Genomic DNA, 14,165 nt, shown 5'->3' with positions numbered 1-14,165 from the left:
CTCGCCCCTCAATCGTCGGGCGCCGCTCGCAAGGCGTGCGCCCTCCTCTTTCGGGGCGATCTGCGGCACTTGGGAAAGCCTTGAAAACCCTTGCGGTGGCATGGTTGCGTGTTGGCAGGCGAAAGGATGTATTGGGCATGGCGAGGAAGACGAGGGCGCAGGCTGCGGCGGCTGGTACGAAGGCCGATGTTCGGCGCGAGGGGCGCTCGGGCGTGCAGGGCCAAGTAGCTCGCAACGGAGAGACGGCGGGCGCACGCAAAGCCAATGCCCCCGGCGATCGTCAATCCTGGTGGCTACCGGCGCTCGACGAGGAGAACTTGTCTGGCCGTGAGCAGCTCACGAAGCGCATCTTCACGACGGTCGAGGTCGTGCTGTGCCTTGTGCTGGTGGGGTCGGTCGCGGTGTTGTCCATGACGGGCAACGGGCTTTCGGCCGAGGGCCTGCAAGCGACGTTCGCCGAGAACCCCGCCGCATCGATCGCGCTCATCGCCGCGTGCCTGCAGCCATTCGTGGCGTATTTGCTACGGTTCGTCTACCGTCATTACGCGCAGGGGGACACGGGCTATGCCGTGTCGAACCTCATCGCGCTTCTGTGCGCCGAGATGCTCCTGCAAAACATCGTGGGGATCGCCGGTATGGCGGTGCTGCTCTGGCGCACCTGGAGGCGCGGCTCCGAGGGCCTTGGCGCCTGGCGTGCGCATCGTGGCGTCGGCGGCATGCTCGTCGATATCTCCGGAGCCCTCGTGGTGCTGGCACTCGCCGGTATCTGCTTCTTCGCGAGCACGCGCCTTGGCGCGTAGCGGACGGCAGGCACCTTGGGCGCGCCTCTGCATTTGGAACTCTCGCGAAGTGAGTCGGCGCTGAGTACAATATGGTGCTGTGAACGCGCCCGTCTGGATGGCGGGCGCGTTTTTCGGCAAATCGAGCGCAAGGGGAAACGCATGGCTCAGCAGCGCGACATGTTCGACGACATTATCGATATCAGCAAGGGCATCGATGCGCTCAAAAACCCGTTCGGCGGCATTACCGACGCGCTGATCGGCACGGTGGACGATTCCAAGCCGCATTGGAACCCGGCGGATTACAAGGAACGTCCGCGTGTGAACTGCATTCCATGCCTGGCCTGCAAGTCCGACAAGAGCGGCTGCCGCGCGTGCATCGACGTGTGCCCCGTTAACGCCATCGAGATCGAGGACGGCGCCATCGACGTGCTCGACAGCTGCCGCAAGTGCGGCCTGTGCGTGGCATCGTGTCCCACGGAGGCGTTCGTGAGCCCGCGCCTGCAGCCCAAGAAGGTTTACGACGCCGTGGCTCGCGCGGCGACCGCCCACGAGACGGCCTACGTCACCTGCACGCGTGCCCTCAAGCGCATCCCGCGCGAGAACGAAGTCGTGCTTGCCTGCGTGGGCGATGTCACGCGCGAGACGTGGTTCTCCATCCTCACCGATTTTCCCAACGTGAGCGTGTACCTGCCGCTCGACATCTGCACGGCCTGTCGAAACGCCGCGGGCGAGGAGATGCTCGGCGAGGCCATCGCGACTGCCGAGGAGTGGGCCGGTCGTGGCATGGGTCTCGAGGTCGAGCCGAAGGACCTTGTGTGCAACAAACGCCGCGAGTACGAGCGCAAGGAGTTCGTCGACAACATCGTGCGCCAGACGGGTCTGACGGTGTCCAAGCTCACGCCGGCGACCGCTGCCGTGGCAACCGTGACGCAGCGCATCCGCGAGCATTCGAGCCGCGTGAGCGCGCTGGAGAAGACTCTCAACACCGCCTGCGGGACGACGTCGCAAAAGCGCCGCCGCGTCCTCACCCAGGGTCGCCAGCTCATGCTTTCCACACTTCAGCAGCACCCGGAGCTCGCGGAGAACGTGCGGGTGCAGATACCCGAGTGCGACCATGACAAATGCACCATGTGCGGGGATTGCGTCGCGGCGTGCCCCGTGTTCGCATGCGATCTGCTCGCAAGTGGCAAGCTCGCCATTGAACCCACGTATTGCATCGGCTGCGGCCTGTGCGCCGAGGTGTGCGGCGACCACGCCCTCACGATGGTCGAGCGCGATGGCGCCGAGCTCGTGGTTCCCGATCCCGAGGCCGAGCGCAAGGCGAAGCTCGCTGCGGAGGCCAAGGCCGAGTACGCCGAGGCCAAGGCCCAGGTCAAGAAGACCGTGGACAAGGTCCTCGACAGTGTGGAGAAGTTCGCGGAGTAAGGGACGCGGAAATAATTCGTACGACCCCGCGCTTCTGGCTCGATCTTGAGACAACATATCAGCTGAAGATGCTCGAGAGACGGGAAATGCCCGAAGTGCGAGCGCTTGCCTGATGTGATTACCCTACATATGGTCAAATAACGCCAAATGTAGGGTAATACTCGACTAAAACTCGCGAGAGTTAACTTTCACGGAGCTTTCACGGGGATACATCCGCAAAAATGCCGCGAGAGTTAACTCTCGACAAGGGGTAGGCAGATTTGCAGCAAGATTGCAGGGAGGGATTGCGGTAGAGGGATTGCGGCGGAGGGATTGCGGCGGAGGGATTGTGCGGCGCGCGGCGCGAGGGGCTTGACCCCCGCGTCTCTTTGCTATGTCAACGGGCTATAATGACAAGGTTTACGTGTTAACGGCGCCATATGCGCCGCGTTGAGTAAAGGAATCCCATGGCACTCTCCATCGGAATCGTCGGCTTGCCCAACGTGGGCAAGTCCACGCTGTTCACCGCCCTTACCAAGAAGGGCGGCCTGGCCGCCAATTATCCGTTTGCTACGATCGATCCCAACGTGGGCATCGTCGATGTCCCGGACGACCGCCTACAGGCGCTCGCCGACATCGTGCATCCTGGCCGCATCGTTCCCGCGACGGTCGAGTTTGTCGACATCGCCGGCCTGGTCAAGGGTGCCGCCTCCGAGGGCGCGGGCCTGGGCAACCAGTTCCTGGCGAACATCCGCGAGTGCGATGCCATCTGCCAGGTGGTTCGCTATTTCAAGGACCCGGACGTCATGCGCGAGGCCAACCACACGGGCGATTTCGTCGACCCCGCGAGCGATGCTGAGACCATCATGACCGAGCTCATCCTGGCCGACATGCAGTCGCTCGAGAAGCAGCTTCCCAAGCTCGAGAAGGAGGCCAAGCGCGACGCCGAGCTCAAGCCTAAGCTCGAGATCGCCAAGCGCCAGCTCGAGTGGCTCAACGAGGGCAACCGCGCCGCCACGCTCGAGATGACCGACGAGGAGCGCGCTGCCGCCAAGGGCCTCTTCCTGCTCACCATGAAGCCCATGCTCTATGTGGCCAACGTCGACGAGGACATGCTGGGCGAGGAGCTCGACCCCATCGACGGCGTCGTGCCCATCCCAATCTGCGCCAAAGTGGAGGCCGAGCTTTCCGAGCTCGACCCCGAGGAGGCTCAGATGTTCCTGGCCGACCTTGGGCTTGAGCGCTCGGGTTTGGAGACCCTCGCCCAGGCGGCATACAAGCTCCTCGGCCTGCAGAGCTTCTTTACCGCGGGCGAGATGGAGGTCAAGGCCTGGACCGTGCGCCAGGGCGCCACGGCTCCTCAGGCCGCGGGCGTGATCCACACCGATTTCGAGCGCGGATTCATCAAGGCCGAGACGATCGCGTACGACGATTACGTTGAGCTCGGCGGCGAGAAGGGCGCCAAGGAGGCGGGACGTCTGCGCATGGAGGGTAAGGACTACGTCATGCAGGACGGCGACGTCGTTCACTTCCGCTTCAACGTGTAAGGAGGGACTGTAATGTTCTCGTTTGGCAAGAAAAATGGCACAAGGGCCATGGTGGCCATCATGCTTTCGTTCATCCCGCTGATCGCGGTGCTGATGGTTTTCCCGCAGCTCGGCGACCAGGTTCCCATGAAGGTCAGCTCCGCGGGCGAGGTTCTGCGCTGGGGCTCCAAGTGGGAGCTCATGCTCATTCCGGCTTTTGGCTTCCTGCTTTCGGGTGCCACGATCGCCACGGGCATCAAGAACGCCAAGGGCTATCGCGATGATAAGGCCCTCGCCGTCATCACCTTCCAGCGTGCGGTCCGCAATGCGACGGTCCAGGGAATCGTCTTCATCATCGCCACGGGCATTATCCTGTACGGCGTCTATACCGGCTCGGGGATTGGCATCTAATCCGAGCGCGTGGAGAGCTTTGTCGTCCATTGTGGACGCTAAAACGCTTCAGGCCGCATAAAACTGCTCATTGGCACCCCATATCGGGTGGAAACCCGTTACAATTTTTCCTAGCTATGCGCCGCGGCCGTGCTTTGCGCGGCCGCGCATTGTTGGGGGAGATATGGAAGGGAAGCCAATGTTCTCTCTGCACAAGACGAGGGGTGGCGTGCATCCGCCCCAGTGCAAGGATATGCGGGATTTTGCCTGCACGTCCATCACGTCGCCCGAGCGAGTGCTCATTCCGCTGAATATGCACATCGGCGCGCCGGCGAGTCCGGTGGTGAGCGAGGGCGACCATGTATATGTCGGCACGTTGATCGGCCAGGTCGAGGGCCTGGGCTCCCCGATCCACGCGAGCATTTCCGGCACGGTCGCCAAGGTGGCGACCGAGCAGCTGCCCACGGGCGCGACCGCACCCGTGGTGGAGATCGTCTCCGACGGCAAGATGGAGGCCGACCCCGCGCTCAAGGCGCCCGAGTACACCACCAAGGAGGAGTTTATCTCCTGCGTGCGCGATTCCGGCATGGTGGGCCTGGGCGGTGCCTCGTTCCCCACGTGGTTCAAGATGCGCGCCCCGCAAGGCAAGAGCTTCGAGTTTCTCGTGGTCAACGGCATGGAGTGCGAGCCCTACATCACGAGCGACTACCGCCAGATGATGGAGCATACCGAGCGCGTCGTCGACGGCGTGTTCCGCACCATCGAGGCGCTCGAGATTCCCGCCGCCGTCATCGGCGTCGAGGATAACAAGCCCGAGGCCATCCTCGAGCTCCAGCGCGTGGTCAAGGAGAAGGGTCGCGAGGACCGTATCGAGGTCATGTCGATCCCCACCAAGTACCCCGCCGGTGGCGAGAAGGTGCTCATCAAGGCCACGACCGGCCGCGACGTCCCCGCCGGTGGCCTGCCCATCGATGTGGGCTGCCTCGTGGTCAACGTCACCACCATCTCGCGCGTGGAGCAGTACTTCCGCTATGGCATGCCCCTCACCTGTAAGACCGTCACGGTCACGGGCGACTGTATCGCCAAGCCGGGCAACTATCGCATCCCCATCGGCATGAGCGTCCGCGACGTCATCGAGGCCACGGGCGGTATGGTCAAGGAGCCCAGGAAGATCATCATGGGCGGACCGATGATGGGTCGCACCATCACCGATATCGATTGCCCGATCATCAAGGCGAACAACGCGATCGTCGCCCTGCACGACGCCGCCGTCCTGCCGGACGAGACCGCCTGCATCCGCTGCGGCCGCTGCGTGCGCGCCTGCCCGCTGTCGCTGTCGCCCTTTGCGCTCGACGGCGCCTCCCGCAGCCATGACGTGGTCGCGCTCGACGAGCTCGCCGTCATGAACTGTATGGAGTGCGGCTCCTGCGCGTACGTGTGCCCGGCGCACCGTCGCATTACCGCGGCAATCCGCGAGGGCAAGGCCGTCTACCGCGGTGAGGTTGCGCGCCTGACCGCCCCGGCCAAGCCCGCCGTCCCGTCCGAGAAGAAGGAGGCGTAAACCATGAACCTCATCAACGAGGCCTCGCCTCACTTCCACGGGAAGGGCTCCACGCAGTGGATCATGGGTATGGTGTGCCTGTCGCTTGTACCCACGCTCGTGGCGTCTGTGTTCCTTTACGGCCTCGGCGCTCCGCTGCTCGTACTGGTCTGCGTCGCCACTGCGCTCGTGACCGAGCACGTGTGCTGCAAGCTCATGCATCGCGAGAGCACCGCGGGCGACCTGTCCTGTGTGGTCACCGCCATGCTGTTCGCCTTCACCCTGCCTGCCGACTGCGGTTATTTCCCGGCGATCCTGGGCACCGTGTTCGCCGTCGCCGTGGTCAAGATGCTCTTCGGCGGCATAGGCTGCAACTTCGCCAACCCGGCTGTCGCCGGCCGCGTGTTCATCATGCTCGCCATGCCCATCGCCCTGGGTGCCTACCCCGACATCATGGGCCGACCGCTCGACGCCATCACTGGCGCCACCCCGCTGGCGATGAACGCCGCGGGTGATGCTCCCTACAGCTACATGGACATGATGTTCGGCATGCACGCAGGCGCGCTTGGCGAGACCTGCATTATCACGTTGCTCGCGGGCTACGTGTTCCTGCTCGTGCTGCGTGTGGTCGACGCCTGGGCGACCGTGCCCTTCATCGCCACGGTTGCCGTTATCACGGGCCTGGCCGGCCAGGACGCCATCTACCAGGTTCTCTCCGGCGGTCTTGCGCTCGGTGCCTTCTATATGGCTACCGACTACACCACCACGCCCATGACGCCGAAGGGCAAGATCATCTTCGGCATAGGCTGTGGCGTCATCACCGCGCTCGTGCGCCTGTTCGCCTCCGCCCCTGAGGGCGTGGCGTTCTCCATCCTGTTCATGAACATGTTCACCCCGCTGATCGACCGCTACACGCGTCCTCAGCCCGCTGGAGGTGTGAAGCATGCCCTCGTCTAGCAAATGTCCCCTGGCACGTCGCCGCAACGGTGCCATCTTCTCCGCGTTCGCGGTCCTGCTCGTCGCGCTTGCGTGCGCGGGCGTGCTTGCGGGCACGCATTACGGCCTGACCGACGCTTTCACCGCCTCCGATGCCGCTCTTGACGAGGCGAAGGGCGGCGCCCAGCGCAAGGCGTTGTTCCCCGATGCCGGATCCTTCGAGGCCCAATCTGCTCCTGCTGTTGAGGGCCTGAATTCCGTGTACCGCGCCGACACCGGCGAGTGGGTCTTCGACGTGACCTCCTCCCAGGGCTACCACGGCGACGTTGAGCTCATGGTGGGCATCAACGCCGACGGCACCGTGGCGGGCCTGCAGGTCGTCGCCGAGAACGAGACCGACGGCATCGGCACCAACGCGCTCACCGAGGAGTACTTCGGCGGTTTCGCGGGCTCTCCCGCCGCCGGTGAGTTCACGGTCGAGGAAGCGGGCTCGGGCCAGACCCACGTCGACGCCGTCTCCGGTGCGACCTTCACCTCGCGCGCCGTGGTCGACTGCCTCAATATCGCCTTCGCCGCCTACGCTCAGATGGGAGGCAACTAATGGCCTTGAATGAGAACATCGTGCGCGAGCAGGACGCTCGTATCTCCAAGATGATCCATACGCCCACGTTCCTCGTGGTCGCGGGCGCCCTGCCCGCCCTGTACGCCGCCACCTCGCTGGAGAACGGCGTTGCTATCGGCATCGTGACCGCCGTCGCCATCTTGGTGATGGCCCTCGTCGCCCCGGTGCTGCGTGCCTTCACCGGCGTGTGGTCGCGTTCCGCCGTCATGCTCATGCTGAGCGTCACCGTGGTGACGCTGCTCGGGTACGCCGTGCGCGTGATCGATCCCGTCGTGTTCGAGGCGCTCGGCATCTACCTGCCGCTCGTCGCCGTCAACGCGCTCGTGGTCGCTTGGATCGCCGGCGACGGCCTCGTGGTCGCCCCGGCCAAGACGCCGCTCGCCACCGCCGCCTTCGCGGCCGTGTGCGTGTTCGCGACCCTCGCGTTCGTGGGCTTCATCAACGGCATGTTCACCACCGGCCAGGTCTTCGGTCTCACCATGGGCGAGCTCGCCGCCTCGCCGATCGCCGCCTTCGGCAAGCCCACGGGCTCGCTGCTGGTGCTGGCGCTCGTGGCAGTGTTCGTGCAGTCCATCGAGCAGGTGTGCGCCAAGGGCGCTGCCGCCGATGGCGCCGATGCGGAAGGGGGTGAGCGCTAATGGCGTTCCTCAATGCGCTCTTTACCGCCGCTCTCGATAACAACCTCGTGTTCGCGCAGCTCGTCGGCATGGTGTCCGTCGTGCTGGTGGCCGGCCGCCCGCAGGACTCCTGGTGCTTCGGCGGCATGGTCGCGGTGGCGACCGCCGTCGCCGGCGCCTTGGGCTGGCCGCTGTACACGCAGCTCCTGCAGCCTTGGGGCGTGGCCTATCTGGCCCCGCTCGCGTATGTGCTCGTGAGCTGGACCGCCATCGTCGTCATCGCGACGGTTCTCGGTGCCGGCAAGACCGTGGCGGAGCGCGAGCGCCTGCTGCGCACGTGCCCGATCATCGCCTGTAACGCCGCCGTGCTGGCCGTCTCGCTCGGCAATGCCGCCGCTGCTGAGACCCTCACCTGGGACGCCGCCCTCGGCAGCTCGCTGGGAGCCGGCCTGGGCGTGCTCCTCGCCGTCGTGCTGTTCGCCTTCGTGCGCGACCGCATCGACGAGCGCCTGGTGCCCGCCGCCCTGCGCGGCCTGCCCATTACGCTCGTGACCGCGTCCCTCATGGCGCTGGCGTTCACCGGAGTCGCCGGTATCGCCGGCGGACTGTTCGTGTAAGGGGGTTTGAGCCATGTTCGAATCCGTGTTCTACACCGTGGCGCCCATGCTCGTCCTGGGCTTCGTGGCGGTTCCCGCGGCGCTCGTGCTGTCCGTGTGCGCCGGCGTGCACAAGCACGCCGAGTGGCGCGAGTACAAGGCGGCGCTTGCCGCCGAGGCGGAGGCCGATGCCAGTGCCGTCGAGTTCGGAGCTGACGAGGCCTAGTCGATCCTCCTCTAAGGTCGCCGGGTCCGGAGATGATGCCGCCGGTGCCGATACCGACGGGCCTGGAGATGACGCTACCAGGGCAGCCAGGGGTGCATCGTTTCCATTGCCAAGGCGGTCGAGATCTGGTCGCACCCGCCGACGTCTAGAGCGTCGCTGCCATCGAGAACTTCGCTGTTAGAGCGTCGTTTTCCGCCAACAAGGCATCCATTAGATGTGCCATTGAGGACGATGTCCTCAATGGCACATTTTTTCTTTGGCGATCGATGACCGCGAGGCCTTGGATTGCATCTGCTGCCATCGCAACATCTCTGTCAGCTTGCAAATACACAAATGTTGCCTCAAAACGCGATGCGTGAAGTACGCAAAATCATGTCACCCTTTCTACCTGCTCTTTTGTGATGCCAATATAGCTCTCTACTCGGCCTAACGTGATTTGGGGCAACATTTGCGTATTTGCACGCCAAACGTTCGCTGCAATGACTCTTTGACATGCCGTATGGGCAGCTTAGACGGTCCGTAGGAGGGGGCCGTGTGTTTGTGAGGGGCGACCATGCGAAGGCGCTTGATTCTCGACGCGATGGTACTCTGTAACAGTTGAAATCAATCAAGGAGGCAGACGTGGCTGATCAGCAGAGTTTGTTCGGGGGTATGACGGGACAGGGCGAGACCGGGGTTCCAGCGCACGTCGCTGCGGACGGCGAGGGCACTGGTGCCCAGATGGTCGCCAACGCGTCAGCCGGTGCCGCCGCGGATGCATCCACCGGCTCTCGGTCCCCCCTTGAGGGCGCCGCCCATGCTCAGACGGTCGACCAGGCGGCGGCGCGTGCGGCCGAGCTGCGCCATCTGCTCGATTACCACGCCTATCGGTACTACGCCCTCGACGCTCCCGAGATTACGGACGCGGCGTTCGACAAGCTCCTCATCGAGCTCCAGCAGATCGAGGCAGCCTATCCCGGGCTCGTCACCCCGGATTCCTACACCCAGCGCGTGGGCGGTTACGTGTCTGAGCAGTTCACGCCTGTCACACACATGGCGCGCATGTATTCCATGGACGATGCCATGAACCTCGAGGAGCTCGACGAGTGGCTCGCCCGCACGGAAGATGCGCTTGGCGCCGGGCACGTGGCCTACACCTGCGAGCTCAAGATTGACGGCCTCGGTGTGGCCCTCACCTACCAAAATGGCGCCTTTGTGCGCGCCGCCACGCGCGGCGACGGCACCACGGGCGAGGACGTATCGCTTAACGTTCGCACGATTAAGGACGTGCCCATGCACCTCTCCGAGGCGGCGCTCGCGCACATGGGCGCGGACCGCGCGACCCCCATCGAGGTCCGCGGCGAGGTCTATATGCCCAAGGGCAGCTTTGCCCGCCTGAACGCCGAGGCCGACGCCGAGGGCCGCGAGCCCTTCGCCAACCCCCGCAACGCCGCTGCGGGCAGTCTGCGTCAGAAGGACCCCAAGGTCACGGCAACGCGCAACCTCGCTACCTTCATCTATGCCATCGCCGACACGGCGCCGCTGCACGTTGACTCCCAACACGAGTTCCTCGACTGGCTCCGCAGTGCCGGCTTTTCGGTGAACCCCAACGTCGCTCGCTGCACTTCGCCGGCGGAAGTCCACGCCTTCTGCGCCGACGCCCTTGCGCATCGCGCCGACCTCGATTACGACATCGATGGCGTGGTGGTGAAGGTCGACGGATTCGATCAGCAGCTTGACCTGGGCTTCACCGCCCGTGCTCCGCGCTGGGCCATCGCCTTCAAGTTCCCTCCTGAGGAGAAGACAACCGTTCTGCGCGAGATTCGCATCCAGGTAGGCCGAACCGGCGTGCTCACCCCGGTCGCCGAATTCGACCCCGTCACGGTGGCCGGCTCCACCATCGCCCGCGCCACCCTGCATAACCTCGACGAGATCCGCCGCAAGGACGTCCGTCCCGGCGACACCATCATCGTCCATAAGGCGGGCGACGTGATCCCCGAGGTTGTGGGGCCGGTGCTGGACAAGCGCCCCGCCGACGCGCCCGAGTGGGATATGCCCGTTGCCTGCCCCGCCTGCGGCAGCCCCGTCGTGCATGAGGGCGATGAGGTCGCGTACCGCTGCATCTCACTCGACTGCCCCGCTCAGCTCAAGGAGCGCCTTATCCATTGGGTGAGCCGCGGCTGCATGGACGTGGACGGCGTGGGCGACGAACTCATCGACAAGATGATCGAGGCGGGCCTGCTGCACGATGTCGCCGATTTCTACCTGCTCGACGTCGATGCAATCGCCGCGCTCGATACCGGCCGCACCTACGTCAAGGACGACAAGAAGAAGGGCGTAGCCGCGGGCGACTCCATCAAGGTGGGCACCGCTATCGCAACCAAAGTCATGGACGAGCTCATACGCTCTAAGGAGCAGCCGCTCTCTCGCGTGCTGTTCGCGCTCGGCATCCGCCATGTGGGCAAGTCCGTTGCCGAGGTCCTCGCGAAGCGATTCCTCACCATCGACGCGCTGGCCGCCGCATCCGAGGAGGACATTGCCGCGTGTGAGGGCATCGGCCCCAAGATCGCGGCGTCCGTGCGTGAGTTCCTCTCCGTGCCCGAGAATCTCGAGGTCCTGCAGCGCCTGCGCGACGTTGGCCTCACACTCGAGGAGAACCTGGGTGCCGCGGTGGCGCAGGCGGCTCAAGAGACCGGCGTCGATGCCACCCTCGCGTCCGGGCAACCGCTCGCCGGCCTCACCTTCGTGCTCACCGGTACGCTCGTCAACCGCACGCGCGACGAGGCGGGCGCGGCGCTCAAGCTGCTCGGCGCCAAGGTTTCCGGCTCGGTCTCCAAGAAGACGAGCTACCTGGTGGCGGGTCCCAAGGCGGGGTCAAAACTCACCAAGGCAGAGAGTTTGGGCGTGCCTGTGCTCGATGAAGCAGCGATGGAGGCGATTCTTGCAACCGGAGAGGTACCAAATGTGTAGTACCATGCGGTGACAAAATTGTCACTTGTACGTTAGGCGGTTGCAGACATGGGGTACGCATCTGACCGCGGTCGCTCGAGGCGCCCTGTGGAACGCGATGAGGAAGCCTACGGGTCCACCGACTGGAACGGCGACGGCGGATATGCCTCCGGCGGGGGATTTGGGTCAAGTCGCGCCTCGGGGAATGGATCCGCAAGAAGGCCGGGCATTCAGCTGGCGTCATCGCGGAGTGGGAGTGCCGGCGCAGGGGCAACGCGTCGATCCGTGGGACATGCAGGCGCCGATGGTTACGAGCGTGACCGTGGCGATCGCTCTGCACACGCATCTTGGCACGGCAACGCGCGTGACGACTACGGGACGCGTTCATCCTCTCAGTATGGGTATCGTCGGAGTGGGGCATCGGGTTATCGCTCCTCGTATGCCGGCGCGGGTGGACAGGGGGCGCTCGAACGAGCCGTGTGCCTACTGCGCTCCGTACCTGCGTCTTGGTATGCCGCGCTTGCCTGCATTGTGGTGTTGGCGGTGATCATCCCGAGTGCGATTGCCCACAACGCCGCTGCTGCGGCTGAGGCTGCCAAGCAGGAAGCCGCCAAGGAGAAGGCCGCGACGAAAGCCGAGGTAAAGACCGCGTCAGAGTCCGAACAGCTTGAGGACCTCCAGTTCGATCTCACTGCGGCGTCGTTTGACGAAATGCCCACCGATGACGGACTGCGGCTGTTCTCACTGTCCGGATTGAAGAGCCCCACGATCGCATCGGACGACTTTGCCAGCGTCGAGCAGGCAATCGACGCTATTGAGGAGCAGGGAAGCGCATCCGTCGTGTTTATTGATGTGGAGACGGGCCGCGGCATCTCGTACCAGCCCGATTTGGTGACGTATGGTGCGAGCTCCTTCAAGGCCCTCTACTCCCTGTATGTGTGCGAGGAGTTCATCGAGACGGGCGACGCCTCGCTGGACACGCATTGCACGGTCAACTACTCGCTGAGCCCTGACGGGTTCTACGCGGGCAGCTCCTACACCATCTCCAGCCTCATCGAAGGAGCGATCACGCAGTCGAGCAACAACGCGTATGGAGCGTTGAGGAACGCGTTTGATCAAGAGGGGTTCGACGAATGGGTCACGGCGCTTGGCGCCATGGACGCCGTCTATCGCTCCGACTCCTGGTTCCCTACCTATTGCGCCCGTAGCTCGGCGCGCTTATGGACGGAAATGCTCAGCTATATATCGGGTGGCACGGACACGGCGCAATGGCTGAGCGACCTGACAAGCCAGACGGCGGTCTCCTTTATCCGCGATGGACTTGAGGGTATGGGCGCGACCGTGCGTGACAAGGCAGGCTGGTGCTCCGATTCCGATCCCGCGTACAACAGCGTGAGCGATGCCGGCATCGTCGAGATCGACGGGAAGACTTACATCATGTCGATCCTTACCGCCATGCCTGACTCCGAGTCGAACCGTGAGCTCGTGGGCGATTTGGCGCGTGCCCTGCTCTCGTGTCGCGAAGGCCTTGACGTGCAGGATTCCGCCGAGGCGTAGGCTCCGGGGTGCTTCGAGGCTGGCCGTGGTCGGAAGTTCTGCCGAAGTCGGGGCGTGCCGAGGGGTTCGTATGCCCGTGCGGCGTACAATGATGCGCGGAAAGCCTCGGCTAAGGAGATGCGCATGATCAAGTTGTTCGCGAGTGATTTGGATGGAACCCTGCTGAATGCCCTGCACGAGGCGGACCGCACGATCCGCGGCGCCATCAAGAAGGCGGGTGAACTCGGCGCGCATGTTGTTCCCGCTACGGGACGCTCGGTGTTGCCCATTGGCGACCGCGGTTTCACGGGCCTCAAGATTGACGCTGTGTGCGCCAACGGGTCGATTGTCCGCGGGCAAAATGGCGAGGTGCTCAAGACGTTTTCCGTCGACCCCGCATTCGTGGAGGAGCTGCTGTGCGCATTCCCGCAGATCTGCTTTGATTGCTGTACGCCCGACGGCATGTTCTCGAGCGGCAGCTACGAAATGCATCAGGCGGGATTCAAACGCGATGGCCTCATGCGACGCATCATCATGCGCGGCATGCGCGCCCGCGGCGGCGCGCATGAGGAGCAGTTCTTCGACCAGCCGCTCTCGTCAATCCTCTCGCACGAGGTCTGCAAGATCAATTGCCGCGTGACGTCCGAGGAGCTCGACCGCGAGCTCAAGGCGTTCCTCGCCGACCATGCGGATACGGTGGTCAACGCCCCGTTCGATCCCGTGATGTTTGAGATTACCGACAAGGACTGCAATAAGGGCGAGTCGGTGGCGTGGCTCGGCCGCTACTACGGCATCGAGGAGGATGAGATCGCCGTGTACGGTGACGGTGGCAACGACCTGGCAATGCTCAGCCGCTTCCGCCATTCTTACGCCACGGCGAATGGCAGTGATGCCGCCAAGGCCGCCGCGAGCGCGACGATCGGCCGTTGCGAGTTCCACGCGGTACCCAAGCACATCCTCAAGACCCTCCACAGCCAGCAGTGTATTCAAATCGCGTAATCCCTTCGCCCGTTTTCGCGTTGAAGCTTGCACAACCCTTACCGTGCTGATTCCATGTTGATG

Annotated in this window: 13 protein-coding genes; all 13 read left to right on the top strand. The window is 64.2% G+C overall.

The genetic code is table 11. The features are described 5' to 3' along the window. Window positions 1-137 precede the first annotated feature (137 nt). The 13 genes from Q5Q88_RS01005 to Q5Q88_RS00945 all read left to right on the top strand — a co-directional run bounded on the left by Q5Q88_RS01005 (window position 138) and on the right by Q5Q88_RS00945 (window position 14,102). Window positions 138-800, top strand: coding sequence for a hypothetical protein (locus tag Q5Q88_RS01005; protein WP_302741253.1), 663 nt, complete (start codon window positions 138-140; stop codon window positions 798-800). Between the two features lie 141 nt (window positions 801-941). Beyond that, window positions 942-2,207, top strand: coding sequence for a 4Fe-4S dicluster domain-containing protein (locus tag Q5Q88_RS01000; protein ID WP_302741251.1), 1,266 nt, complete (start codon window positions 942-944; stop codon window positions 2,205-2,207). Window positions 2,208-2,653: 446 nt separating this feature from the next. Beyond that, window positions 2,654-3,733, top strand: coding sequence for a redox-regulated ATPase YchF (ychF, locus tag Q5Q88_RS00995; protein WP_118654350.1), 1,080 nt, complete (start codon window positions 2,654-2,656; stop codon window positions 3,731-3,733). 12 nt (window positions 3,734-3,745) lie between these two features. Beyond that, window positions 3,746-4,123, top strand: a complete 378-nt coding sequence (locus Q5Q88_RS00990; protein WP_302741249.1) for a DUF1648 domain-containing protein — start codon at window positions 3,746-3,748, stop codon at window positions 4,121-4,123. A gap of 178 nt (window positions 4,124-4,301) precedes the next feature. Further along, entirely contained in the window at window positions 4,302-5,663 is a 1,362-nt protein-coding gene (gene rsxC / locus Q5Q88_RS00985; protein WP_294160301.1) for an electron transport complex subunit RsxC, read from the top strand. A 3-nt stretch (window positions 5,664-5,666) separates the two neighbouring features. After that, window positions 5,667-6,599: an RnfABCDGE type electron transport complex subunit D gene (locus tag Q5Q88_RS00980; RefSeq protein ID WP_118654353.1), complete on the top strand. Its 933-nt coding sequence runs from the start codon at window positions 5,667-5,669 to the stop codon at window positions 6,597-6,599. Then, window positions 6,586-7,179 carry an FMN-binding protein gene (locus Q5Q88_RS00975; protein ID WP_294160304.1) on the top strand — a complete coding sequence of 198 codons (594 nt, stop codon included), beginning with the start codon at window positions 6,586-6,588 and terminating at the stop codon, window positions 7,177-7,179. Before Q5Q88_RS00980 ends, Q5Q88_RS00975 begins: the two co-directional genes overlap by 14 nt. Next, the gene (locus Q5Q88_RS00970) at window positions 7,179-7,838 is read left to right on the top strand and encodes an Rnf-Nqr domain containing protein (protein WP_294160306.1); all 660 of its coding nucleotides are present in this window, start codon (window positions 7,179-7,181) and stop codon (window positions 7,836-7,838) included. The genes Q5Q88_RS00975 and Q5Q88_RS00970 overlap by 1 nt, the downstream gene beginning before the upstream one ends. Next, window positions 7,838-8,434: an Rnf-Nqr domain containing protein gene (locus tag Q5Q88_RS00965; RefSeq protein WP_302741246.1), complete on the top strand. Its 597-nt coding sequence runs from the start codon at window positions 7,838-7,840 to the stop codon at window positions 8,432-8,434. Before Q5Q88_RS00970 ends, Q5Q88_RS00965 begins: the two co-directional genes overlap by 1 nt. Before the next feature lie 13 nt (window positions 8,435-8,447). Then, on the top strand, window positions 8,448-8,639 hold the full coding sequence (locus Q5Q88_RS00960) for a hypothetical protein (RefSeq protein ID WP_294160310.1): 192 nt from the start codon (window positions 8,448-8,450) through the stop codon (window positions 8,637-8,639). 720 nt (window positions 8,640-9,359) lie between these two features. Further along, window positions 9,360-11,588, top strand: coding sequence for an NAD-dependent DNA ligase LigA (gene ligA, locus Q5Q88_RS00955; protein WP_302741301.1), 2,229 nt, complete (start codon window positions 9,360-9,362; stop codon window positions 11,586-11,588). A 264-nt stretch (window positions 11,589-11,852) separates the two neighbouring features. Further along, window positions 11,853-13,124, top strand: coding sequence for a serine hydrolase (locus tag Q5Q88_RS00950; protein WP_302741244.1), 1,272 nt, complete (start codon window positions 11,853-11,855; stop codon window positions 13,122-13,124). A 123-nt stretch (window positions 13,125-13,247) separates the two neighbouring features. Beyond that, window positions 13,248-14,102, top strand: coding sequence for an HAD-IIB family hydrolase (locus Q5Q88_RS00945; protein ID WP_294160314.1), 855 nt, complete (start codon window positions 13,248-13,250; stop codon window positions 14,100-14,102). Window positions 14,103-14,165: the final 63 nt, after the last annotated feature.

Origin of the sequence: uncultured Collinsella sp. (genome assembly GCF_959026545.1) — a bacterium.
Taxonomy (GTDB): Bacteria; Actinomycetota; Coriobacteriia; order Coriobacteriales; family Coriobacteriaceae; genus Collinsella.
Note: the sequence above shows the minus strand (reverse complement) of the source record. Positions and strands in the feature narration are given on the sequence as shown.

Excerpts from the sequence above, each read along its gene's own strand:
- Q5Q88_RS00960 (WP_294160310.1), top strand. The coding sequence starts at position 8,448 with ATGTTCGAATCCGTGTTCTACACCGTGGCGCCCATGCTCGTCCTGGGC.
- Q5Q88_RS00980 (WP_118654353.1), top strand. The coding sequence starts at position 5,667 with ATGAACCTCATCAACGAGGCCTCGCCTCACTTCCACGGGAAGGGCTCC.
- Q5Q88_RS00975 (WP_294160304.1), top strand. The coding sequence starts at position 6,586 with ATGCCCTCGTCTAGCAAATGTCCCCTGGCACGTCGCCGCAACGGTGCC.
- ychF (WP_118654350.1), top strand. The coding sequence starts at position 2,654 with ATGGCACTCTCCATCGGAATCGTCGGCTTGCCCAACGTGGGCAAGTCC.
- Q5Q88_RS00945 (WP_294160314.1), top strand. The coding sequence starts at position 13,248 with ATGATCAAGTTGTTCGCGAGTGATTTGGATGGAACCCTGCTGAATGCC.
- Q5Q88_RS00965 (WP_302741246.1), top strand. The coding sequence starts at position 7,838 with ATGGCGTTCCTCAATGCGCTCTTTACCGCCGCTCTCGATAACAACCTC.
- ligA (WP_302741301.1), top strand. The coding sequence starts at position 9,360 with ATGGTCGCCAACGCGTCAGCCGGTGCCGCCGCGGATGCATCCACCGGC.
- Q5Q88_RS01000 (WP_302741251.1), top strand. The coding sequence starts at position 942 with ATGGCTCAGCAGCGCGACATGTTCGACGACATTATCGATATCAGCAAG.
- rsxC (WP_294160301.1), top strand. The coding sequence starts at position 4,302 with ATGTTCTCTCTGCACAAGACGAGGGGTGGCGTGCATCCGCCCCAGTGC.
- Q5Q88_RS00990 (WP_302741249.1), top strand. The coding sequence starts at position 3,746 with ATGTTCTCGTTTGGCAAGAAAAATGGCACAAGGGCCATGGTGGCCATC.
- Q5Q88_RS01005 (WP_302741253.1), top strand. The coding sequence starts at position 138 with ATGGCGAGGAAGACGAGGGCGCAGGCTGCGGCGGCTGGTACGAAGGCC.
- Q5Q88_RS00970 (WP_294160306.1), top strand. The coding sequence starts at position 7,179 with ATGGCCTTGAATGAGAACATCGTGCGCGAGCAGGACGCTCGTATCTCC.